Genomic DNA, 24,258 nt, shown 5'->3' with positions numbered 1-24,258 from the left:
TAAATAATAATATGAAAAGATTACATATAAAGATCAACATAGCAGCTTGCACCTTACTAGCGGTATCAGCTTTAAGTTGTACCAAGCTTAACGAACAATTATATGGTTCCAAGACTGCATATGATGCTACCAAGCCAGCATCAGCATCAGATTTAAATGGTGTTTACGCGCAGTTGAACGGCCAGACAGATCAAGCTAACACATACGCTTTGCAAGAGCATTCAACAGATGAGATGATGGGGCCAACCCGCGGTACCGACTGGGGCGACTTTGGTACCTGGAGAAAGCTGCATACCCATAGCTGGGATGCTACGCACAACCAGATAAATGATACCTGGGATCAGTTAAATATCGGGGTTTTCCGTGCTACACAGGTTATCAGTACCGCTACTGACAATTCAATAAAAGGACAAGCGAGCTTTTTAAGGGCCTACTTTATGTTCCAGATTGTTGACTTGTACGGCCAGGCGCCTTTCCGCGATCCGGCTTCATCTCCTGATGATCTGCCAAAAGTTTATAACCGTGCTGAAGCAACCGATTTTATTATCCAGGATCTTGAGTTTGCTAAGGCTAACCTTGGTGCATCTGCAAACATAGGCATAGCAAGCAAAGCGGCTGCAGCAGCCCTTTTAGCTAAGGTTTACCTTAACAAAGCTGTTTATACAGCAGCACAGGTTGGTGGGCCGTTTACTTTTGAAAAAGCAGACATGGATAAGGTTATTGAAAACTGTAACATTGTAGAGGCTGCCGGTTATACTATTGAAGGTGCAAATAAGTATTTTCAGGATTTTGCCTGGGACAATACAGAAAAATCAACCGAAAATATATTTGGTATAGCAAACTCTGAAACAAGAGTGGTAGCAAATGCCAACAACCGCTGGAGAATGGGTGCACACTATAACCAGACTCCTGACGGATGGAACGGTTTTACTACTTTAGCTGATTTTTACAAATCATTTGATGAAAAAGACGAACGTCGCGGTATAGCATATCCGGGTTTAACAGAACTGATAGGTATAAGAACCGGTTTTGCAGTTGGTCAGCAAAAAGGGCCTAAAGTAGGTGGTGGTTTGGTTGACTTGAAACAAAGAGGTGGCCAGCCATTGATTTTTACTGAAAACGTAAATCTTAACTTTTCTACTGAAGCTCAAGGTATCAGGGTGTTTAAATACTTTCCAAAACCTGTTCATAATGACAAGGATAACATCTGGAAAACAGACGAAGACCACAACCCTAACGATTATGTAATTTTACGTTATGCGGATGTTGTATTGATGAAAGCAGAAGCTATAATGCGAGGCGGTACAGATCCGGAAGGTGCAACTGCATTATCATTGGTAAACAGCGTGCGAGCTCCTCGTGGCATTGCGCCGCTTACTGCAGTGAACGAAGCTGATATGCTTATGGAACGTGGCCACGAGCTTTATTGGGAAGGTTGGAGAAGAAACGACCTGATCCGTTTCGGTAAGTTTAACGATCCTGTTGATCAGCGCCCTAACGCTTCTGATAAAACACGCACTTTGTATCCGATACCACAACGTGCGGTTGACACCAACCCTAACCTGAAACAAAATCCGGGTTATTAATAAATTAGTTGAAAAGCAATTTCCAATTAGTTATATTTGATTTACAACGTAGCGAAGAAATTCGCTACGTTTGTTTTTTGTGCTTGTGATGCTAAGAAAAAGAACCCTTTTCCCCCTGGTTTTTATTGCTGCCGTTTGTTTATCATGTCATAAAAATGGTGTTGATAACCCGCTGTTTTCTATTCAGCAGAACGATAATCTGGGCATAAATTTTACCAATCAGCTTACCGACCATAAGGAAACAAACATCTTTACCTTTCGTAATTACTATAACGGTGGTGGAGTAGCCATTGGCGATGTTAATAACGATGGCCTTAATGATATATACCTTACGGCCAACCAGGGTAATAATAAGCTCTATATCAACAAAGGTAACTGGAAGTTTGAGGATGTAACTGATAAGGCAGGCGTTAAAGGCACCAAATACTGGAGTACCGGAGTAACTATGGCCGATGTAAACGGCGATGGCTGGCTGGATATTTACGTTTGCCACAGCGGCAATATCATTGATAAAAAAGGGAACGAGCTTTTTATTAATCAACACGACGGCACGTTTAAAGAAGAGGCCGAAAAATATGGCCTGACTGATAAGGGCCTTTCCACCCAGTCGGTATTTTTTGATATGGATAACGATGGTGATCTGGATTGTTTTATCCTCAACAATTCATTCAGGCCTATCGGCTCTTTTGATTTTAGCAAGAACTTACGTGAGGTTGTTGATGACCTGGGTGGTGCGCACCTGTACCGCAACGATGGCGGGCACTTTACCAATATAACCAGGCAGGCAGGAATATTTTCAAGCGATATTGGCTTTGGCTTGGGTGTATCTGTAGCGGATGTGAATAATGATGGATACCCGGACCTTTATGTATCTAACGACTTTTTTGAACGCGATTATCTGTATATCAATCAAAAGAACGGAACTTTTAAAGAGGATGTCCAAAACGAAGCGGGTCATCTTAGCCTGGCCTCAATGGGATCAGATGTAGCTGATATCAACAACGATGGTAATTTGGATATTTTTACTACAGAGATGCTTCCGGAAGGAGATAAACGCCTAAAACGGATAACTTCTTTTGAATCGTTTGATGTGATCAAGCTAAAACAGCATGACGGGTATTATAACCAGTTTATGCAAAACTGCCTGCAGTTAAACAATGGCGACGGTACTTTCTCTGAAATTGCATTTAACGCGGGCGTAAGCGCTACAGACTGGAGCTGGGGCGCCTTATTTTTTGATATGGATAATGATGGGTGGAAAGACATCTTTGTATCAAATGGCATTTATAAGGACCTCACCGATCAGGATTATATCGAATTTTTAGGCAACCGTGAAAATATGGAGAAGATTGCCGAGAAAAGAAATTTTGATTACAAAGACTTTGCTGATAAAATGGTATCAACACCTGTTAGCAGCTATGCTTTTAAAAATAATCGTGACCTTACATTTACCAATAAAGCGCATGAGTATGGCTTAGATCAGCTCTCTTTCAGCAACGGCGCTGCCTACGGCGATCTGGATAATGACGGTGATAACGACCTGGTGGTGAATAATGTAAACATGCCGCTGTTTGTGTATAAAAACAATACCGAAACACTGCATAATAATTATTTGAACCTGCGTTTGCGCGGAGATGGACTTAACCGCTTTGGAGTGGGCGCTACGGTAAAGGTATTTGCACAGGGTACATCAATTTTGCATTACCACCAGCCAACGCGTGGCTTTGAAAGCTGTACTTCGCCTAACCAGATCACCCTGGGTTTAGGCAAAATCAAAAAAATTGATTCCCTGCAGATCATCTGGCCTGGTGGTAAATATCAAACAGTTAAAAACCTGGCCGTTAATAAAACATATACTTATAATGCATCGGCTGCTACAGGTGTATATAAATTTGCTAAACCACCCGTTAAAACTTTGTTTACCGAAACCGAAAAAACGTTGTTTGATTCGGTTCCTAAACATACCGAAGATGGTTTTATCGACTTTGATAATGAGCGTTTAATGCTCCAAATGTTATCTACCGAGAACCCTTATATGGCCAAAGGCGATATCAATAATGATGGCCTTGATGATTTTTACTTTGGCAGCTCAAAAGACAACCCTGCAGCTATCTATGTGCAGCAAAAAAACGGTCGTTTTAAACGTTATGTTCCGCCTGACCTGGAAAGGCAGGTTTATTTGGAAAATGCGGGCGCCGCCTTTGGCGACTTTGACGGCGATGGCGACCAGGACCTGATTATTGGCGTAGGTGGTAATGCAGACGAGGCCGGTACCAATATTTACTATCCCCGCTTTTATGAAAATGACGGAAAAGGTAATCTGCATCGTAATGCTCAAAAAGCAATTCATGCGGCAGTAAATGCATCGGTAATTATGGCTTGCGATTATGATAAGGATGGTGCCTTAGACCTGTTTATAGGTGGCCGCAGTGTGCCGGGTACTTATGCGGTATCGCCAAAATCATACATATTGCATAATGATGGCAAAGGTAATTTCACAGATGTTTCCGCTCGTGTATTGGGCGATATTCACCCCGGTATGGTAACCGCCGCCCAATGGGCGGATATCGATGGCAATGGCTACCCTGATTTAATTATTGCAGGTAACTGGATGGGTATTAAAATCTACAAGAACTATAAAGGTAATTTTACCTATGACCCCCAGTTAGATAAATACAAAGGCTGGTGGAGCAGTTTGCAGGTTGCCGACATCAACGGCGATGGTAAGATGGATATAGTAGCGGGAAACATCGGCCTGAACTCTAAATTCCATGCTACCTCAAAGGAGCCAATGCGGATATATGTGAAAGACTTTGATGGCAATGGTACCAAAGAGTGTATAACATCTGTTTACCGCGAGCATGAGCCCTATGTATTTCATATGAAACCGGATCTGGTAGGGCAGATGCCCATACTAAAAAAACAATACCTGCATTACACCGACTTTGCCGGTAAACGCTTTAACGAGGTATTTATCGACGAAATGCTGCAGGGTGCAGAAGTGCATGAAATGAATTATCTTGCATCAGCCGTATTTATAAACCAGGGTAATGGCACGTTCAATTGCAAGCAATTGCCCTATAACGCCCAGTTGTCGTCGGTAAACACTATAATTTGTGATGACATTGACAACAGCGGCACACCTTACTTAATTTTAGCCGGTAATTTTTATGGCTTTAAGCCCGAGGTAGGCCGGTTAGATGCCAGTTACGGAACAGTATATAAGTATACAAATAACGGGTTCATTTATTATCCGCCTTCAAAAAGCGGTATTAAAATTAGCGGACAGGTGCGCTCATCGGTGGTGTTAAAAAATGCAAATGCACAAAAATACTTCATGTTCGGGTTAAACGACGATAAGCTTAAAGCCTACAAATTACGTTAATAAAATGCCAAAAGCTAAGGTAAAAAAGCAAGGATCGAAGCCATTATTCAGGCAGATTATTATTGTTTGTGCAATAATAGTAATGGGCATAATTATTTATTCGTCTTGCAAGCCTAAAAGAAGTGGCGATGGAATATTTAAACTGCTCAAGGCCAGTCAAACCAACATCGATTTTGTAAATAAAAACTCCCCGACAGATTCTGTTAATATACTTGACTACCTTTACTTTTATAACGGGGCAGGCGTTGCCACAGCCGATTTTAATAACGATGGATTAGAGGATATTTATTTTATATCCAACCAGGGCACTAACAAATTATACCTTAACAAAGGCGGTTTAAAGTTTGAGGATATAACTTCAAAAGCAGGCCTTACTGGTACCGGCAGCTGGAAAACCGGCGTAACCGTAGTTGACATCAACGGCGATGGCTATAAGGACATCTACGTTTGTGTGGTATCTGATTTCAAAACTTTTAAAGGCAAAAATCAGCTTTACATTAATAACGGTGATTTAACTTTCACAGAGTCGGCAGCTAAATATGGGTTGGATTTTGCAGGATTTTCCACCCAGGCATCATTCTTTGATTATGACAAGGATGGGGATCTGGATATGTTTTTGCTTACTTCTTCGGTACACAGCAATGATACTTATGGAGACTCTACACTGCGCTTCAGAAAAAGTCATGATGCCGGCGACCATCTGTTCAGAAACGATAATAATAAATTTGTTGATGTAACTGATGGCTCGGGCATATATTCGGCGCCAATAGGATATGGGCTTGGTGTAAGCGTTGGAGATTTGAACAATGATGGTTGGGATGATATTTATGTAAGCAACGATTTTTTTGAGCAGGACTACTATTACCTTAACCAACACAACGGCACTTTTAAAGAGGAAATGAAAAATGCCTTTGGGCATACCAGCCTTTTCTCTATGGGTAACACGCTCAGCGATGTTAATAAGGACGGTTATCTGGATGTGATCAGCACGGATATGCTTCCGGGTGAAATGAAGGCGCTTAAATCGACAATCAACGATGAACCGCTTGATATTTATAACCAGGAGGTAAGCGCGGGATATTACTATCAGTATTCAAAAAACTGTTTGCAATTGAATGTTGGAAACGGAAAGAAATTCATAGACATAGCACTTTATTCGGGCCTTTCGGCTACAGATTGGACATGGTCGCCACTGGTGCAGGATTTTGATATGGATGGCCGTAAGGACATGTTTTTTTCAAACGGTATCAAAAAGCGTTTGAATGACATGGATTACCTTAAATACCTGGGCGATCCGAATGTGATTAAAGACTTTAAGACCAGTCGTTTTTTTGATAAAGAAAAAATAAACCTGATGCCTGATGGGCACGTTCATAATTACCTGTATCATGGCGGCGATAAGCTTAAATTTAATGATATATCAGCCGGTAATGATATGAATGACCCGTCTATGTCGTCCGGCGCGGTAGCTGTCGACCTTGATAACGACGGCGACCTTGAGCTTATCACAAACAATATGGATGAGCCTGCTTACATCTATCAGAACATGACGATGGAGAACAGCAAGGATAAAAAAAAGTCGTATTTAAATGTTTCTGTCGACTACACAACAGGCAACCGCAATGGTATAGGCACAAAGTTATTTTTGCTCTCCGATAAAGAGGCAGATCACCAGGAAATACAAACCAGCACGGCTTATGCCAGCACCCAGGGCAGCAGTGCTACTTTCACATTTTTACCAGGCGATAAACCTGAAAAATTGTTGGTACTATGGCCGGATAATAGTTACCAGGTCATCAAAAGCTTTTCGCTGAATAAAAAAACAGTAATAAAGTACCACAAAGAAAAAACTCAGGCTGCGGATGATGTAACTGCATTGATTAATGGGTTTATCAGCAACAAAGAACAATTTACATACGCCCCGGTAAAGGCAAGCGTATTGGCCACTGTTGCGCCTTTTGAAACGCCGGATTTTAACTATTATAATCTTATTCCGCATACTTACCAGCCGCATACCCCTGCCGTTGCCGTAGCTGATGTTAACAAAGATGGAATTGAAGATATATATGTTGGCGGAGTAGCCGGAGAAGAAAAATATATATTTGCAGGTAGCAGGCAGGGTACGTTTGCCAAAATCAAGGTGGAAGCTTTTTCGCCTGATAAAGAAATGGCCGATGTGAACGCCACATGGGGGGATGTTAACAACGACGGCCTGCCTGATTTGATTGTGCTGAGCGCAAGTCACCCTTTTATTGAGCCGGAAAACCGTAATCAACCACGCTTATACATCAATAAAGGCGATTTTAAATTTGAGCGTAAAGCACTGCCCAAAATAACGGCATTGCCAGGAAAGGTACTGATGTATGATTTTAATGGCGATGGTTTGCAGGATTTGTTTTTAGCTGGTTCTGTATCATTTAAAGATTATACTGCTGAAGCCGGATCTTTAATGATGTTAAATAGAGGCAACGGTGATTTTTCAATAGCAGGCAATGATGTTTATAAGGAGTTTACCTCAATAAAGCATATCACCGACATATCAGTAGCCGATGCCGATAGCGACGGTTCAGCCGATATAATTCTAAGCGCTGAATGGCAGCCGGTGCAGGTATTTCTCAATAAAAACAAAAAGCTGGTGAAGCTATCGTCGGCAGTGCTGGATAATGAAAAAGGCTGGTGGCAGTCTGCCCTTATAACAGATGCCGATGGCGATGGCAAACCCGACCTGCTTGCAGGCAACTGGGGTTTAAACAATAAATACAACGTTACAGATAAACAACCGCTTTATGCTTATAACAACGATGTTGACAAAGACGGAAAGAACGACCTGATCTTATCTTACTTTGTTGACGGTAAATATTATCCCTTCAGGCCGAAAAACGATCTGGAGCAGGAATTACCTTATCTGAAAAAGGAGTTTTTAAGTTTCCAGAAAATGGCAGACAAAACAACCGACGAGATATTTAAGAATAATATTACCACTAATGGCCGCCTGAAAGCCAATCAGTTCAGCAGTATGTTTATAAGCAATGTATCCGGGGCAAAAGACATTGTAACTTTGCCATATTTATATCAGCAGGCGCCAATAACTCAAATGCTGCCTATAAATAATGCGCAGCACGATATTTTACTGAGCGGTAATTTTTGGGGTGTTGTACCTTATGAAGGTAAGTATGATGCGCTGGGTTTGGTTGCTACACATTACAACAAGCAAACCAAACAGTTTTCGATGCCAGAATACTGGATAAATAGCTTGTTGAATTCGCAGCAGATAACACACCTGTACCCATACAAAACAGCCACTGGTAATAGTTTTATAGCCGCTACCTATAACGGCAAACTGATAATGATTACCCGCTGATTAAAATATAGGCCAATATATATTAGTAACCCATTTTGATGTATCCGGTTGGGTTAAACGATTGGTGATTAGTACCTCATAGGGCATGGCCGGAGATATCAGCCTGTGATCGTTTTGATAGCGCTTTAACTGTTCAAACGCGTTTAAGATAGTGTTTTTGCCGCCTTTTACCTGTACCCCTAAAAGGTTGGCATTTTTAACCAGGTGGTTGATCACCATGTTTTGGCCAGGTTTAATATCCTTGTTAATAGTTATTGCAACCATGGATTCGTAGCCCTTATCAACAGGATTGACATTCAGCATCGGCGAATCTAATTGTATGGCGCCTTCTGCCTTTATCTGCTTCTTCAGATCATTAATTAACCGGTAAATAGGCGCAGGTTTAGGATATTCGGCAGTATTGATGGTGCCAGCCAGTACTATAGGGTTTTTAACCTTTGTCAGCTTAATGGTCATCCCATATACATTGGTATCTGTCTGCATAAATTTTTTAAAGTGTATTAAAATGTTGTCGATATCATTTGAATGCCTGTTCATCGATATAAACTCTTCAATCCGCTTAACAGGGTTAATACTGCTTTGTACCTCGCTTTCCCATATCACTTTACAGGCGCCGTCGCCGCTTATACGATAGGAAGCTTTATCGTTAATCAACAGCTTCTCGTGCTTCACCTGCATGTATATATCAATGTTGGTGTTGTTTTTTAGTTGATAAACCGCATTGTTAAATTCATAGTTATTACTATCGGACCTGTTGGATTTCCCGGGCCACCATTTTGGCCACGCTCTTTTATTAACCAGGAATTTAGCTACGTTTATATCGTTAGCATCAATTTCAATGATATTTGTTTTTTGTATTTTTTGAGGGATAATAAAATAGATGCTGATGAAAGCCAAAAGTAAAATACCCAGAATTATTAAAGCAGGTTTTTTCATGTAAGCAATAGTAATGGTTTATATGGCTGGTTAACCAATCAGGGCGTAAAAGTAACTATTTACGGCATTAAAAATCAAACTTTAAAGTGCTCGTTTAATCAACAAAAAACGCTTATATTTAGCCTGTAAATACAAGAAAGCCAATATAAACCATCCTGCTTATGTGGTTTGGTTTTGTACCAATAATTTAAGCTATGAACCGCGTTCTGTTACGTTTAGCATGTGCAATGTTACTATTTGCATCATGCAAAAATGCCGATTACAAAAAAGTTACTAACGACCCTGAACTTTACCGCGTTACTGTTAAACGGCTTAACGATATCGTCCTTGAAAATAATTTCCCGCCGGTTATTGCATCACGCAATTATGTTTACGCCAATATCGCGGCGTACGAAGTAATTGCCGCCGGCGACTCAAAACATTACCGCTCTTTGGCTGGCCAGATAAAGCACCTGCCTGCCGTCCCTCAGCCCGATAAACAAAAAAATATCGATTTTCAGTTTGCTTCACTATTGTCTTTTTGCCATGTAGGAAATGCCGTTACCTTTCCGGAAGGAAGTATGTCATTGTATGTTGACGAGTTGAAAGAAAAAGCAAAAGCAGCCGGAATGCCGTCAGATGTATTTGAAAACTCGGTGGCCTATGCTGATACTGTTGCCAAGCATATCTTGAAATGGAGCAAGAAAGATAATTACGCGCAAACCCGCTCGGCAAGCAAGTATACTGTAACGCGTACGGATGGCCGCTGGATACCTACACCACCTATGTATGCGCAGGCGCTTGAACCTCACTGGGGCGAAATAAGGCCAATGGTATTAGATTCTGCATCGCAAATACCCGCGCCCGAGCCGCCGCCCTATAACATGACCGATAAAAACAGTGTGTTTTATAAAAGTGTAATGCAGGTGAAAAACATGGTTGACAGCCTTACCAAAGATCAAACCCACATGGCCGATTTTTGGGATGATAACGCATTTAAACTTAATGTAATTGGTCATGCCTCATTCGCTACCAAAAAATTTGGTCCTGCAGGGCACTGGATGAATATTGCAGGCATTGGCTCTAAAATGAACAAGGCAGATTTTAATACAACCGTAGCGGCCTATACTACCGCCTCTATCGCGTTGTTTGATGCTTTTATTAACTGCTGGTATGTAAAATACAAAGCCAATAGTGTAAGGCCGGAAACGGTGATCAATAAATTTATTGATCCTGATTGGAAAACGCACATCCAAACGCCCCCATTCCCCGAGTACATCAGCGGGCATGCGGTAATTTCTGCAGCCGCGGCAGAAACGCTTACCAAAAGCTTTGGCGATAACAAAGCGTATACCGACTCGTCCGAAGCAGAATTTGGCATACCTCCCCGCTCTTTCAAATCTTTTAGGGCTGCCGCCCTGGAAGCCGCCATATCGCGGGTTTATGGTGGTATACATTATAAAATTGCCTGCGACATTGGCAATCAAACCGGCCGCAAAATTGGCGACCTGGTAAACCAGAAATTACAATTAAAAATCAAATAACCCGAGCGTTAATGAGAAATATAGTTGCTTTACTGTTTAGTATTGTTACAGTAACCGGCGCATGGGCGCAAGGCGTTAGCCCCTGGGTGATTAAAGCCGACAAAATAGATCCTAACAACTATTACGGCATTACCGTAGCTAATGGTATGATAGGCATAGTTTCTTCGCCCGAGCCTTTCAAAGTTAAAAATGTAGTATTGGCCGGGGCTTATGACTTGTATGGCCGCGGCCGGGTAAGCAATTTTCTTAACAGCTTCAATTTGCTGAATATGTACCTGGAGGTGGATGGCAGGCGCCTGGATGGTAAAATGGTAAGCAACTACCGCCAGCAACTGGATATGCAGCACGCTGCCATGACCACAACCTTTGACTATGGCGACAAAGCAACTATCAGCTATACTTATTATTCATTAAGGCAGTTGCCATTTACCGTTTTAATGGATGTAACCGTGACTGCAAAGAAGGCCATCAATATTACTGCGGCAAGCGTAATGGAAGCGCCCGATGCTTTAAAGGAGGTACAAAATTACTACAACGAGATAGACAGGCCGCACGTAACCATCAGCCTGCTTACATCAACCGCGAAATCGCCTACCGGGAAACTGCAGCTTTGCGCGTCGACATCTTTTTTATTTAACGAGGAGCATGGCAAAGAGCCACGAGTAATACACGAGATGTGGGACAATAATATGCACCTCATGAAGTTCAGTAAAAGCATTTCAGCAGGGCAAACTTATAAATATGGCGTTACAGGCTCTTCTATCACCTCTGCACATCATGCTGACCCGTTGAACGAGGCCGAGCGCCTTACCATTTTCGCCAAGCTGGAAGGGAAAGACAGGCTAATACAATTCCATAACAAAGCTTGGGATGAGCTTTGGAAAAGTGATATACAAATAGAAGGCGACGCACAGGCGCAGCAGGATGTGCATAGCATGTTGTACCACTTGTATTCATTCTCCCGTGCAGGAACAGCTTTATCCCCATCGCCAATGGGGTTATCGGGATTAGGGTATAATGGACACGTTTTTTGGGATACAGACCTATGGATGTTCCCGGCGATGTTGGTGCTGCACCCCGAGATTGCGAAATCAATGATAGAGTACCGGTATGAGCGTTTGGATAATGCCCGTAAGAACGCTTTTTCGCATGGCTATAAAGGGGCGATGTACCCCTGGGAAAGTGCAGACAGCGGTGTTGAGGAAACCCCTGTTTGGGCGCTAAGTGGCCCGTTTGAACATCATATCAGTGCCGATGTTGCCAATGCTGCCTGGGCTTATTACTGCGTAACGCAGGATAAACAATGGCTGCGCGATAAAGGCTGGCCTATACTCTCAGCCACGGCCGACTTTTGGGCGAGCAGGGTAGAGCGTAACGGACCGGGTCATTATGATATCAAGAATGTTGTTGCTGCTGATGAGTGGGCCGAAAATATTGATAATAATGCCTTTACCAATGCCGCGGCAAAAGCCAATTTAATGAACGCCACTGCAGCGGCCCAATTATTAGGCATGCAGGCCGACACCGATTGGGTGCATGTAGCCAATAACATACCTATACTTAAAATGAGTAACGGTGTTACACAGGAACATGCACAATATAAAGGCGAAGGTATTAAACAAGCAGATGTAAACCTGCTTGCCTATCCGCTTAAAACCATAACCGACCCTGCGCAGATAAAAAAGGATTTGGAATATTACGAAACGCGTGTACCTAACGAAGGCACCCCGGCCATGACACAAGGCGTATTTGCTTTGCTTTACGCACGTTTGGGTAACGGGCAAAAAGCATATCACTGGTTTAAGGATGCCTATGAACCAAATTTAAACCCGCCATTCAGGGTGATTGCCGAAACAAAAGGCGGTACCAATCCATATTTCGCCACAGGCGCAGGTGGTATTTTACAAAGTATGCTGATGGGCTTCGGCGGGCTGGATATTACGCCAACCGGCATTACTCAGATCAAGAGCACGCTTCCGCCCAACTGGAAATCGTTGAAGATAACCGGTGTGGGACTAAATAAAGTCACCTATACTGTAAAATAATAAATGTAGAGACGCGATATCTCATTTCATGCATAAGGTCAGCTTTCAGCTGGTTCAAGCTGAAAGCTTGAACCGTGCCGTGTCACGAGATATACTACGTTAATCTCGCGACAGCAAAGAGATATTTGAATCTTAATTTGCTGGCGCGAGCTTTAAGCTCGTGCCGCATCTAAGGTCTATAAAGGTATGATAGAAGCATATATTGGGGGTTATTTTATCTGACATTAAAATGCAAATTGAACTCGATACATTAAAGAACCTGGCATTTGAGAAACAGTTAACATTTTGCTACTTAATTTGCGAACGACTGCTGCCTAACTATGAGACCTTTTATGAACAGCATAACTGGGGCAATCCGACCTTATTGAAACATGTGGTTGCGTTTATACGTGATCAAATAGGATTGAAATCGGTTGATCATGAAAATGCAAAAAAACTACTTGCAGTGGTAGAAGACATTGCGCCTCACACAGAAGATTTCCCCGACCTGTGGGGTTCAGCCGCTTTGGATACGTGTGTGGCAATTGCCGAATCGCTTGAATTTATAGAAAATGAATCTCCTGACAGAGTAATTGCGGTTTCGACACTTGCTACTGACACGGTTGACATGTTTGTACAGGATGTGATAGACTTGAATTATAACTATCATAACAGGGAAGAATTTGAGTTAGCAATTTCAAATCATCCGCTGATGCAAAAGGAATTAAATCTACAAAAGCAGATCATAAGCTATTTAACACAGGCTTCTGCAATTACCAACGTGGAGATCTATCACTTACTCTCATTGCAGCAAAACAATGATAGCGCGAAATAAATTATCTTAATATCTCCTAAAATGAAATCGACAATACATCTTTTAAATAACGGTAACGTCAATTGCTGGCGCGAGCTTAAGCTCGTGCCACATCTAAGGTCAGCTTCCAGCTGACGCAAGATGAAAGCTTGAATAATGCTATGTCGAGAGATTAGCGCAGCGGATATCTCGGCAGCGATACTGGCTTTTCTATGTAACAAAATAGCTCAATCAATTACTTGTACCCGGCAATTTCATAAATTGCTTTATGAAATACATCTTCCTTCTTTCCTTGCTGTTTTTAGCTGGTTCTGTATCGGCACAAACTACTATAAAGCAAGACGCCGTGGTTAAGCAAATGGTAGATGAGGTGTCTTCCAAAAATATTGAAGCCATTGTACGCAAACTGGTTAGCTTTAAAACACGGCATACCCTTAGTGATACCACAAGCAAAACCGAAGGCATAGGCGCTGCCCGTAACTGGATAAAGGCCGAATATGAAAGATACGCCGCGGCATCTAACGGAAGAATGAAGGTAATATTCGACGAATTTATACAGCCTAAGGGTAGCAGGATTGATAAACCGACACCCATGAAAAATGTACTGGCGATATTAAAAGGTACCGACACGGCAGATAAACGCATTTACATGGTGTCAGGGCATTACGACTCGAGGGTTACTGATGTAATGAATATCAAATCATTCGCGCCGGGTGCTGTAGATGATGCCTCTGGTACGGCCGTATCCATGGAGCTGGCAAGGGTAATGGCCAAACGATCTTTCCCGTCGACAATAATTTTTATGGCCGTTGTAGGCGAGGAGCAGGGGCTATACGGCTCTGCAAACGTAGCCAAACGCGCAAAAGCCGAAGGCTGGCAGATAGACGCCATGCTGAATAACGATATCGTTGGCAACACTTACGCCATGGAAACCGGGCTGAAAGATAACCGCAGCGTGCGTGTATTCAGTGAGGGCGTACCTGCTGCCGAAACAGAGAAGGATGCTGCCATACGCAATGCGGTAGGTGGCGAAAATGATAGCCCTGCACGGGAGCTGGCCCGCTACACCAAAGAAGTTGCCGAACGGTACGTAGATCAACTGGATGTAAAACTGATTTACCGTCGCGACAGGTACCTGCGTGGCGGTGATCATACACCGTTTTCGAAAGAAGGGTATACGGCCATACGTATTACCGAGATGAATGAGGATTTTAACCGCCAGCACCAGGATATACGTACCGAAAATGGTATAAACTACGGCGATCTGCCTGATTTTGCCGATTATAATTATACGCAAAAAGTAGCCCGCATGAACCTTTCTGTATTGGCTAATTTGGCCCTTGCGCCTGCGCAACCACAAAATGTAGGCATCATAACCAGTGGTCTTACTAATAAAACCCAACTAAAATGGGAGGCGCCTAAAACAGGTAAACCGCCGGTTGGCTATTACGTGCTGATGCGCGAAACCATCAGCCCTTACTGGGAAAAGAAATTTTATGTTACCGGCACCAGTGCCGATATCGCGTACTCTAAGGATAACTACCTGTTTGCCGTGCAGTCTGTTGATGCCGATGGCCATGAAAGCCTGCCTGTTTTTCCAAAACCCGCAAGGTAGTTAATGCAAACGCTTATACTGTTTCTGGTACTTGAAACTCGCATTTGGCAGCTTCGTCGGGCTTGCCATCGTAATTGTATTTGTTCATCAGCTTCAATAAAACGCCGTTTGTCCAGCCAAAACCATCCTGTAACGCGTATTCTCCGCCGCCTGCCGTCGCAGTAGGATCAATTACATTGTATTTTTCGAGCAGTTTGCCTGTTTGTTCAAAAACACAAATATTGAGATGTATCCAGCGGTCGGCAATTGCTTTAGCAAGTTCGCTATGGCCGTACTGCTCAAGCCCGGTAACGGCCATGTACTGCAGCGGTGCCCAACCGTTTGGCGCATCCCATTGCTGCCCGCTAAAGTTAAGGCTGGTAAGCAAACCACCCGCCTTTAGAAACTTTTCCTGAAGGCCGTTCGCAATGTGCTTTGCCTGGTCGGCAGTAGCTATTTTAAAATCAAGCGGATACACGGCAGCAAGTGTTTGCACGCCCGATAGTTTTAAAGTTGCCCGATTATAATCGTAAAACCAATTGGTTTTATCATCCCAAAAGTATTTCAATATAGCCTTTTTGCGGATGCCGGCCTTGTCCTGGTACTCATTGCTTTTATCTTCGTCGCCCTTTAAACGGTAACCCCGGGCAATGGATAACTCCATGTAGTACATCAGGCAGTTCAAATCTACCGGCAGGTAATCTGTTGTGCGTGTTTGGCATAATGACATTGAACCATCAAACCACCGGCTGCTAAAGTCCCAGCCCGATGCTGCAGCCGCCCGTATGTTCCTGAAAAAGTCCGGGAGGGATTGTTTAGTGTTTACGGCCTCATCAATATCTTTAATATATGCTTCCTCGCGGGGCTGGTCGCTGCCGTCCCAATACCGGTTCAGTAAGGCGCCGTCTTCCATCCGCGCCACACAGCATGCTGCCTGGTTGGGTTCCAGTTGTTCGCTTCCATCCATCCAGTAGTCGTATTCTTTTTGCAACTGGGGCAGGTATCTTATAAAAACATCCTCGCCATGGCTTTGCGATAATAAGTTGACCATCAGCGCAAAAAAAGGTGGTTGCGAGCGGGTAAGATAATATGAGCGGTTACCATTTGGTATAAAACCGTAAGTGTCTATCAAATAAGCAAAGTTATTCACCATGTTTTCAATAACCTTAAACTGCTTGTCTTCCTGCAGGCCAAGCATGGTGAAATAACTATCCCAGTAGTATATCTCCCTAAATCGCCCGCCGGGTACTATATACGGATGTGGCAGCGCTGCCAGCGAGGACGGTCTGATAACAATATCATGTTTGCGCTGAAGAACGCCCCAAAGTATGTCTATATGTTTGCGGATGCTATTGCCTGAATGGGTATGAAATATGGTATGTGCCTCGGGTACTTCAAAATGATCATGCACAAATGCCTTTAAATCAAAATCAGGACTAATGAAATGCTCGTTATAAGCTTTCATTATTTCATCCGGGCTGTGTTTAGGCGCGCAATCAACAAAGGTCTTATTATCCGGAAATATGTTCGACGACTGTACCGACTCGAACAATCCGGGGAATAGCTGACGTGGTGTTTTTTGTAGTATCTTCACAGTAACCTAACATAGCATAAATGCTGCCATAACGGTTTACAAGTATGCTTTTTTTTAATAAATATAATATATATGACTTACTTTAAACCGGCTTGGTTTAATCGAGGATGATCAGTTCTCGTTATTTTTAAGCTTATCAAGCTTTAAAGCCCGGCGAACCAAAACATATATCAGGTAAACCATAGGCGGGGCAGCAATAACATCAATGGTATAATGTATATGCTGAACCAATAGCAGCGCCATTACAGCAATAGCGCTGATAAAGGCGAGTATCTTATCGTTACGCTTTTCGAGGCATAAAAAAATAAGCACCATAGTTGATGTGTGGCCCGAGAAAAACAGGTCGCGGGTGATGACCACATTGCCATAAAAAACACCTGTAATAGGATCTATCAGATGAATAAGCCCTTTAGGTGGGTCGAGTGAGAAAGTAAGTATGCTTATTATCCGGGCAAGATTAACAAAAATAAGCGACCATACGTAGTTGATATAAATGACCGGATTGTATAACGCGCGCGCCAGTATAAGCAGCCCCATACCCCATATAAGTGCGAAAATAACAATAGATACATCGTACGGAGGTATTTTGGCCAGCAGCCAGTCGTTCAACACAATACCCTGCCTGTTTTGGATATAATTAAAGAAGAACGGCATCCCCGAAAGCATGATGGTGATAATAAATGAGCCTATCAGCAGTTTATCACGCTTTTTGGGCGACTGCAAAGCAGCTACCCATACTTGTTTAACAGATGGTTTACGTTTAGCCGTCACTATATAAATTAAAAGGAGCGCAAAAATACGAAAACCGCTCACATTAAGTAATAGCTAATAAAAGTTAAAATTTTTATGAAATGCAGATGATGTATAATGCTGTTAAGCTTTATATGCTTATTTATCAATTTGATTTAATTTAGAAGTTTTAGTTTCTGAATTTTTAATAAGTAATTTAAAGCGATGGAAAAATCGCAGGAAATATCAGAAAACGGCGCTGCCGGCCAGCAGTTAAAAAAGGTTTTAAAGCCGGTGCACCTTTGGGCAATTGCTGTAGGGCTTGTTATATCCGGCGAATATTTTGGCTGGAACCTGGGCTGGGGGGCGGCAGGTACCATCGGCTTCCTGATCGCTACGTTACTGGTAACCGTAATGTATGTAACCTTTATTTTCAGCTATACAGAATTAACCACATCTATACCCCATGCCGGGGGGGCATTTGCTTATGCATACCGCGCAATGGGGCCCTTTGCAGGGTTGATAGCCGGTTACGCCACCCTGATAGATTTTTTGTTTGCTACCCCTGCTATCGCGTTTTCTTTGGGCGCTTATCTGCACTTTTTGCATCCGCAGATAGGGGTATTGCCTTCAGCTCTTTTTTTTAACGTTGTATTTATTATACTCAATATTTCAGGAGTAAAGGAATCGGCCAACTTCTCTGTATTTATTACCATTTTGGCCGTATTTGAATTGTTGGTTTACATAGGCATTATTGGCCCCTCGTTCAAAATAGACAACTTTACAGCCAACCCAATGCCTTTTGGCTGGAGCGGTGTATTTGCGGGCCTGCCTTTTGCAGTTTGGTTCTACCTGGCTATAGAAGGTGTAGCCATGGTGGCCGAGGAAGTTAAAGATCCTAAAAAGAACATCCCGAGAGGATATATTTCTGCGTTGATAACGCTTGTACTGCTTGCTTTAAGTGTAATGATATTAACAGGCGGCATTACCGACTGGCGCAAGCTTACCAGTATAGATTACCCGCTGCCAGAGGCAATTGGCATAGTATTGGGTAAGGCCAGCGGGTTAACAAAAGTATTTGCCAGCATAGGGCTGTTCGGGCTGATAGCCTCTTTTCATGGTACCATATTGGCATCATCAAGGCAGGTATTTGCCATGGCCAGGGCAGGTTATCTTCCTAAAGGGTTATCAACGGTAAATAAAAAATTCAAAACGCCCCATTGGGCAATCTTAGCAGGCGGGGTTATCAGCTTTATTGCGCTTTTTACAGGTACAACCGGTCAGATAATTATTTTATCGGTATTAGGTGCTGTAGTAATGTATGTAATGGCTATGATAAGCTTGTTTGTGCTGCGTAAAAAAGAGCCGTTAATGCAGCGGCCTTTTCCGGCAATTTTTTATCCGGTGTTTCCGGCGGTAGCCTTGGTTATTGCTGTAGTATGCATGGTGGCCATCGTCTATTACAATTTTACCATTAGCCTCATATTCTTTGCCGGCTTAATACTGGCCGCAGCCATATTTGTAATGTTGGGCAAGCATAAAGTTAAAATAACAAATGATGCGTTGCTTGATGAAACAGCGGGCGGGATAAGTGAGCTTATCTAAAATAATTTTACTACGGGGCAACCATTAGCTATAGTTGTGGCGTAACCATATCAAAAGACACACAAACATTTTGATATGAAAAAGTATTTTTTAGGTATCTCGCTTATCATAGCGATTGTTGTAATTACGTTTGCAGCGTGCTCAAAATCTGGCAGCGATTCTCCCGAACCCCAAAAACCTGATAACCCGGGCAATACTGCCGGCGGCGATGCTACTGTTGAGATTAAAAACTTTGCCTTTTCTCCTGCTACGGTTACTATAAAGGCCGGTAAAAGCGTAACCTGGACCAATGCCGATTCAGCACCGCATACAGCTACTGATGATGGCGGTGCTTTTGACAGCGGAAGCCTGGCAACTTCTGCCACTTACAAGCATGCCTTTACAACGGCAGGCACCTACACTTACCATTGCACTTTTCATAGTAATATGGTTAACGCTAAAGTAGTAGTCACTAATTAGGTTTAGGGTTATATATAAATGCGATCAAACGGCCTCCTGCTAAGGTGGCCGTTTTTTTTAACATAAGCTTAAACAAACCAAAGCTTCATTTAAGCCGATATTTAGCTATCTTAGGCACATAAAACAATTTCGGCATGCCTTACCAGCACATTATCGGCTCTAAGACTTACCGTTTTAACACCTTAAAGGACTTATTGGCCAAAGCCGCGCCTTTTCGTACAGGCGATGCGCTTGCAGGGCTCAGCGCCGAAACCTATGAGGAGCGCGTTGCCGCCCAGATAACTCTTGCCGATGTCCCACTAAAAAACTTTCTGAATGAGGTCATTATTCCATACGAAGAAGATGAGGTTACACGCCTGATCATTGATGGTCATGATGCCGATGGCTTTAAGCAGATAAGCCATTTTACCATAGGCCAGCTGCGCGACTGGCTCTTACTGGAAGAAACTGATACAGCCGTACTTCAAAGCGTTTCATCCGCATTGATGCCCGAGATGCTGGCAGCTGTTTCAAAAATTATGCGTAACCAGGATTTGATTGCCGTTGCAAAAAAATGCCTTGTAGTAACCCGCTTTCGTAATACTATAGGCTTAAGGGGACGTTTCTCTACCCGCTTGCAGCCAAACCACCCAACAGATGATCCGCTTGGCATAGCGGCAAGCATGATCGAAGGTTTGCTTTATGGGGGCGGCGATGCAGTTATTGGTGTAAACCCGGCCACCGATAATCCGGCCGCTGTGTTAAAAGCTTTAACGCTTATAGACAATTTAAGGCAGCAATTCGAGATCCCGGCACAATCATGCGTACTTAGCCATGTTACTACTACCTTGCAGTTGATAAATGAGGGCGCACCTGTAGATCTTTGCTTTCAATCTGTCGCGGGCACTCAAAAAGCCAATACAAGTTTCGGTATCAGCATGAGTTTATTACAGGAAGCTTATGAAGCCACACTTTCACTAAAGAGAGGTACAGTAGGCTGTAATGTGATGTATTTTGAAACCGGACAGGGCAGCGCACTATCTGCAAACGCACATCATGGCGTCGATCAGCAAACATGCGAGGCAAGGGCTTATGCTGTTGCCAAAAAGTTCAGTCCGCTTTTAGTTAACTCAGTGGTAGGGTTTATCGGCCCCGAATATCTGTACGATGGTAAACAGATCATTAGGGCCGCGCTGGAAGACCATTTTTGTGCGAAATTGATGGGCTTGCCCATGGGCATGGATGTATGTTACACTAATCATGCCGAGGCGGATCAGGATGATATGGATAACCTGCTTACCCTGCTTGGCGTTGCCGGTTGTAATTTTATAATGGGCGTACCAGGGAGCGATGATATTATGCTGAACTACCAGTCAACCTCTTTTCATGACGCCTTATATCTACGAAAAGTGCTTGGCTTAAGGCCTTCGCCGGAGTTTGAAGCCTGGCTTATTAAACAGGAGTTATTTAACGAGAACGGCAGCCGCAGGCTGGTAAAAGCGGATAATCTGCTAAAAAAAATGAGCAATGCATGGATAAGCTAAAGTTATTTGATGGTAACGAAGCGCATATTAACAGGCCGGGTGATTTTACACCTGCCCGTATTGGTATAGGCAGCGTAGGTACAGCCATACCTACCGGGCATTCGCTGGCATTTAAGATGGCACATGCGCACGCCCGCGATGCTGTATACGCGGTTATGGACACAGAAAGGCTGGAAGAGGAATTAGCGCAATTTCACCGCCCGGTTTTGCAGTTGCATAGCCGGGCGGCTAACCGGGCCGAATATCTGCAGCGCCCGGATTGGGGCAGGAAACCTGACGAGGCCTCGCTGAACCGGCTTGCAGACCAGATAAGCGGCGGAGATATAGCCATTATCATTGCAGATGGTTTATCGGCCATAGCTATCAATCAAAATGTAATTCCGCTTTTACAATTGCTTGTTCCCAAGGTTATCAATTCAGGCTTAACGCTTTCGCCTGTATGCCTGGTACAGCAGGGTAGGGTAGCCATAGGTGATGATATTGCTTATGAGCTTAATGCAAGGTTATGTATCGTATTTATTGGCGAACGCCCCGGTCTTAGCGCAGCAGACAGTATGGGTGCTTACCTGACCTATAACCCCCGCCCGGGCCTTACGGATGACAGCCGGAATTGCATATCAAATATCCGTTTGGGCGGCTTATCTCTTGCCGCAGCAGCAACAAAAATATTTTACCTTATTCAGGAAGCATTCAGGCATCAGATATCAGGTGTCGCGTTAAAGGATAACGAAGGTTTATTATTGCCCTAATCGGTGTAGTAAACATTTTGACAACTTAAGGTTGTTTGAATATCAAAACCATACCCATAAATTTTAGTTAAAATTAAGTTTGTTTGCATTATAGCAGAGATTGTAAACTATTACTTTTACGATATGAATATCAATCCGATCCCTGATAATGAAATGGAAAGGGTAATTAACCTTTCTGATTACGACCTTGATTATACCAGCTTCCAGGATAGCTTTAAGGACCTGGCTAAATTGGCAGCGAAAGTTGCCGGTACCTCAATATCTCTTGTTAATTTGATCGACTCATTTACACAATGGAGCATAACTAACCATGGGCTGGATATTGAGCAAATGCCGCGCGAGGAGTCGGTTTGCCAGTTTACCATTGCAGGCGACCAGCCGTTTGAAATAAGTGACCTGACCAGCGACGAGCGCTTTAAAGATAAATTTTATGTAACCGGCAACCCGAATGTTAGATATTACTGGGGAGTACCCCTTAAAACCCAGGAAGGCCATAATATAGGTGCTTTATGTGTGCTTGATAAGGATATCAAAACACTATCGCCCGAAAAAGTAGAGTTATTGAAGATCATAGGCAATGAAATTATAAACCGTTTAAATGCTCATAAGTTGATTGGCAGCCTTAAAAATAAGTTAAAGGAAGCCGACGACACCAAGAAAAGAGTTGCACATGATATAAGGGGTCCGCTTGGCGGTATTATTGGCCTTGCCCAGGTAATAAGCGAGCAGGGGCACGAAAATGAAATAGATGAGGTGCTGGAGTTTATCAATCTGATACAACGCAGCGGGCGGTCGTTACTTGAACTTGCTGATGAAATACTAAGTGTTGAAGCGCCAAAACACGAACTGAAGACTGATGAGTTTAACCTTTTGGTTTTAAAAGATAAACTTGAAAAGCTTTATTTGCCGCAAGCCCGTAATAAGAGCATCGACTTTGTTGTAAATACGTCAGTAAATTCGGCTACTATACCTTTTTCTAAAAATAAGCTATTGCAGATAACGGGTAATCTGATTTCAAATGCCATTAAATTTACACCTGCAGGTGGTAAGGTTACAGCAGACCTGAGTTTGAAAATAGAAGAGAGCCACAATACCTTGCAGATCAACATAACAGATACCGGGGTTGGGCTTGATAAGGCAACTATAGACGCTATTTTAAGCGGCAAAGCAAATACAACCGGCGGCACGGCGGGCGAGCAGGGATATGGTTTTGGCCTGGCCCTTGTGAAACACCTGGTCGACTCGTTAAACGGTACCCTGCTTATATATTCACAGCCGGGCAACGGTGCCAATTTTGAAGTAACCTTGCCGCAGCAGAATAAGTAACACTTTTGATAGGCACTTGGTAACGAAGGTTATTTTGATAACTTTGGTTTAACCAATTCATTAATCAAAATAACTTATGGAAAAGCACTACTTAACCAGGCGCAGGTTTATTGGAATAAGCGCTGCAGCTTCTGCCGGTTTGTTGCTGGCATCAAAGGCCTCAGTAGCATCTTCATTTTTCAATAATGCAGATAAACCAAATTCGCTGATCAATGGTGTACAAATAGGGGTAATCACTTACTCGTTTCGTAGTATGCCGGGTACGGTTGAAGATCTGCTTAAATACTGCCTTGAGTGTAATATTAATGCCATAGAGTTGATGGGCGATCCTGCAGAAGCTTACGCTGGTGCTCCTAAACGCGAGGGAAGCCAGGCATGGGCAGAATTTGCGCCTAAGCTGGCCGAATGGCGCGGCTCTGTATCGATGGATAAATTTAAACAACTGCGCAAAATGTTTAACGAGGCGGGCGTAACCATTTATGCATGGAAACCAAATGCGCTTGGCGCCAAAAATACCGATGCCGAGATTGAGTACGCCTTTAATGCCGGCAAAGCGCTTGGCTGCAGCCATGTAACAGTTGAATTGCCGGATGAAGCGCAAACCAAGCGACTGGGTGACCTGGCTGCAAAACATAAAATGATGGTGGGTTACCATGCGCATACACAGGCAACCCCTACTTTGTGGGACACCGCGCTCAGTCAATCAAAATACAATGGCATTAACCTGGATATTGGCCATTACGCATCAGGTACAAGCAGCAGCCCTGTTCCTTTTATTGAAAAATATCATGACCGTATCACCAGTATGCACATTAAAGACCGTAAGTTTCATGACGGGCCTAACGCGCCATGGGGCGAAGGTGATACACCGATAAAAGAAGTACTGCAGTTGATGAAAAAGAACAGGTACAAGTTTCCGGCAACTATAGAGTTAGAGTACAATATACCCGGCGGCTCGGACGCTGTAGCAGAAGTAAAAAAATGCCGGGCTTATGCAGCCGAGGCATTAAAGTAAGAAGTATTTAACACCTGCCTAAAAAAGCAGGTGTT

Annotated in this window: 16 protein-coding genes; 13 read left to right on the top strand and 3 right to left on the bottom strand. The window is 43.2% G+C overall.

The window, feature by feature from the left end; all coding sequences use genetic code 11:
- Window positions 1–11: 11 nt before the first annotated feature.
- The 3 genes from ACFQZX_RS01925 (at window position 12) to ACFQZX_RS01915 (ending at window position 8,332) form a co-directional block, all read left to right on the top strand.
- Window positions 12–1,586, top strand: a complete 1,575-nt coding sequence (locus ACFQZX_RS01925) for a RagB/SusD family nutrient uptake outer membrane protein (protein WP_377111060.1) — start codon at window positions 12–14, stop codon at window positions 1,584–1,586.
- A gap of 88 nt (window positions 1,587–1,674) precedes the next feature.
- Window positions 1,675–4,971, top strand: a complete 3,297-nt coding sequence (locus ACFQZX_RS01920) for a VCBS repeat-containing protein (RefSeq protein WP_377111059.1) — start codon at window positions 1,675–1,677, stop codon at window positions 4,969–4,971.
- Window positions 4,972–4,975: 4 nt separating this feature from the next.
- Window positions 4,976–8,332, top strand: a complete 3,357-nt coding sequence (locus tag ACFQZX_RS01915; protein WP_377111058.1) for an FG-GAP repeat domain-containing protein — start codon at window positions 4,976–4,978, stop codon at window positions 8,330–8,332.
- Here ACFQZX_RS01915 and ACFQZX_RS01910 read toward each other — a convergent pair whose 3' ends face one another.
- Window positions 8,333–9,268, bottom strand: coding sequence for a hypothetical protein (locus ACFQZX_RS01910; RefSeq protein ID WP_377111057.1), 936 nt, complete (start codon window positions 9,266–9,268; stop codon window positions 8,333–8,335).
- Window positions 9,269–9,495: 227 nt separating this feature from the next.
- Here ACFQZX_RS01910 and ACFQZX_RS01905 point away from each other — a divergent pair, with 227 nt between their 5' ends.
- The 4 genes from ACFQZX_RS01905 (at window position 9,496) to ACFQZX_RS01890 (ending at window position 15,244) form a co-directional block, all read left to right on the top strand.
- Complete coding sequence (locus ACFQZX_RS01905; RefSeq protein ID WP_377111056.1) at window positions 9,496–10,791, top strand: vanadium-dependent haloperoxidase; 1,296 nt, start codon at window positions 9,496–9,498, stop codon at window positions 10,789–10,791.
- An 11-nt stretch (window positions 10,792–10,802) separates the two neighbouring features.
- Complete coding sequence (locus ACFQZX_RS01900; protein WP_377111055.1) at window positions 10,803–12,836, top strand: glycoside hydrolase family 65 protein; 2,034 nt, start codon at window positions 10,803–10,805, stop codon at window positions 12,834–12,836.
- Window positions 12,837–13,065: 229 nt separating this feature from the next.
- Window positions 13,066–13,650 carry a DUF416 family protein gene (locus ACFQZX_RS01895; protein ID WP_377111054.1) on the top strand — a complete coding sequence of 195 codons (585 nt, stop codon included), beginning with the start codon at window positions 13,066–13,068 and terminating at the stop codon, window positions 13,648–13,650.
- Between the two features lie 247 nt (window positions 13,651–13,897).
- Window positions 13,898–15,244: a M28 family metallopeptidase gene (locus ACFQZX_RS01890; protein ID WP_377111053.1), complete on the top strand. Its 1,347-nt coding sequence runs from the start codon at window positions 13,898–13,900 to the stop codon at window positions 15,242–15,244.
- A gap of 13 nt (window positions 15,245–15,257) precedes the next feature.
- Here the strand turns inward: ACFQZX_RS01890 and treF are convergent, their stop codons facing one another.
- A complete protein-coding gene (gene treF / locus ACFQZX_RS01885; protein ID WP_377111052.1) occupies window positions 15,258–16,817 on the bottom strand; it encodes an alpha,alpha-trehalase TreF in 1,560 nt (519 codons plus the stop codon).
- Between the two features lie 111 nt (window positions 16,818–16,928).
- Window positions 16,929–17,588, bottom strand: a complete 660-nt coding sequence (locus tag ACFQZX_RS01880; RefSeq protein WP_377111051.1) for a phosphatase PAP2-related protein — start codon at window positions 17,586–17,588, stop codon at window positions 16,929–16,931.
- Window positions 17,589–17,771: 183 nt separating this feature from the next.
- On the opposite strand from ACFQZX_RS01880, the gene eat reads away from it, so the two are divergent.
- From eat to ACFQZX_RS01850, 6 genes are all read left to right on the top strand, one after another.
- The gene (gene eat / locus ACFQZX_RS01875) at window positions 17,772–19,151 is read left to right on the top strand and encodes an ethanolamine permease (protein WP_377111050.1); all 1,380 of its coding nucleotides are present in this window, start codon (window positions 17,772–17,774) and stop codon (window positions 19,149–19,151) included.
- Window positions 19,152–19,226: 75 nt separating this feature from the next.
- Window positions 19,227–19,610, top strand: coding sequence for a cupredoxin domain-containing protein (locus ACFQZX_RS01870; RefSeq protein WP_377111049.1), 384 nt, complete (start codon window positions 19,227–19,229; stop codon window positions 19,608–19,610).
- A 134-nt stretch (window positions 19,611–19,744) separates the two neighbouring features.
- On the top strand, window positions 19,745–21,133 hold the full coding sequence (locus ACFQZX_RS01865; protein WP_377111048.1) for an ethanolamine ammonia-lyase subunit EutB: 1,389 nt from the start codon (window positions 19,745–19,747) through the stop codon (window positions 21,131–21,133).
- Window positions 21,121–21,882, top strand: coding sequence for an ethanolamine ammonia-lyase subunit EutC (gene eutC, locus ACFQZX_RS01860; RefSeq protein ID WP_377111047.1), 762 nt, complete (start codon window positions 21,121–21,123; stop codon window positions 21,880–21,882). The genes ACFQZX_RS01865 and eutC overlap by 13 nt, the downstream gene beginning before the upstream one ends.
- 123 nt (window positions 21,883–22,005) lie before the next feature.
- On the top strand, window positions 22,006–23,208 hold the full coding sequence (locus ACFQZX_RS01855; protein WP_377111046.1) for a GAF domain-containing sensor histidine kinase: 1,203 nt from the start codon (window positions 22,006–22,008) through the stop codon (window positions 23,206–23,208).
- Window positions 23,209–23,284: 76 nt separating this feature from the next.
- Window positions 23,285–24,223: a sugar phosphate isomerase/epimerase family protein gene (locus ACFQZX_RS01850; RefSeq protein ID WP_377111045.1), complete on the top strand. Its 939-nt coding sequence runs from the start codon at window positions 23,285–23,287 to the stop codon at window positions 24,221–24,223.
- The last annotated feature ends 35 nt before the right edge of the window (window positions 24,224–24,258 follow it).

Origin of the sequence: Mucilaginibacter litoreus (assembly GCF_042676805.1) — a bacterium.
Taxonomy (GTDB): Bacteria; Bacteroidota; Bacteroidia; order Sphingobacteriales; family Sphingobacteriaceae; genus Mucilaginibacter; species Mucilaginibacter litoreus.
The sequence above is the reverse complement of the archived record's forward strand: the minus strand, read 5'-3'. Positions and strand labels throughout refer to the sequence as shown.

What these genes read in the sequence shown, in the direction of transcription:
- ACFQZX_RS01920 (WP_377111059.1), top strand. Translation starts at nt 1,675, where the DNA reads ATGCTAAGAAAAAGAACCCTTTTCCCCCTGGTTTTTATTGCTGCCGTT.
- eutC (WP_377111047.1), top strand. Translation starts at nt 21,121, where the DNA reads ATGGATAAGCTAAAGTTATTTGATGGTAACGAAGCGCATATTAACAGG.
- eat (WP_377111050.1), top strand. Translation starts at nt 17,772, where the DNA reads ATGGAAAAATCGCAGGAAATATCAGAAAACGGCGCTGCCGGCCAGCAG.
- ACFQZX_RS01870 (WP_377111049.1), top strand. Translation starts at nt 19,227, where the DNA reads ATGAAAAAGTATTTTTTAGGTATCTCGCTTATCATAGCGATTGTTGTA.
- ACFQZX_RS01890 (WP_377111053.1), top strand. Translation starts at nt 13,898, where the DNA reads ATGAAATACATCTTCCTTCTTTCCTTGCTGTTTTTAGCTGGTTCTGTA.
- ACFQZX_RS01910 (WP_377111057.1), bottom strand. Translation starts at nt 9,268, where the DNA reads ATGAAAAAACCTGCTTTAATAATTCTGGGTATTTTACTTTTGGCTTTC.
- ACFQZX_RS01855 (WP_377111046.1), top strand. Translation starts at nt 22,006, where the DNA reads ATGAATATCAATCCGATCCCTGATAATGAAATGGAAAGGGTAATTAAC.
- ACFQZX_RS01900 (WP_377111055.1), top strand. Translation starts at nt 10,803, where the DNA reads ATGAGAAATATAGTTGCTTTACTGTTTAGTATTGTTACAGTAACCGGC.
- ACFQZX_RS01895 (WP_377111054.1), top strand. Translation starts at nt 13,066, where the DNA reads ATGCAAATTGAACTCGATACATTAAAGAACCTGGCATTTGAGAAACAG.
- ACFQZX_RS01925 (WP_377111060.1), top strand. Translation starts at nt 12, where the DNA reads ATGAAAAGATTACATATAAAGATCAACATAGCAGCTTGCACCTTACTA.
- ACFQZX_RS01915 (WP_377111058.1), top strand. Translation starts at nt 4,976, where the DNA reads ATGCCAAAAGCTAAGGTAAAAAAGCAAGGATCGAAGCCATTATTCAGG.
- ACFQZX_RS01905 (WP_377111056.1), top strand. Translation starts at nt 9,496, where the DNA reads ATGTTACTATTTGCATCATGCAAAAATGCCGATTACAAAAAAGTTACT.
- ACFQZX_RS01865 (WP_377111048.1), top strand. Translation starts at nt 19,745, where the DNA reads ATGCCTTACCAGCACATTATCGGCTCTAAGACTTACCGTTTTAACACC.
- ACFQZX_RS01850 (WP_377111045.1), top strand. Translation starts at nt 23,285, where the DNA reads ATGGAAAAGCACTACTTAACCAGGCGCAGGTTTATTGGAATAAGCGCT.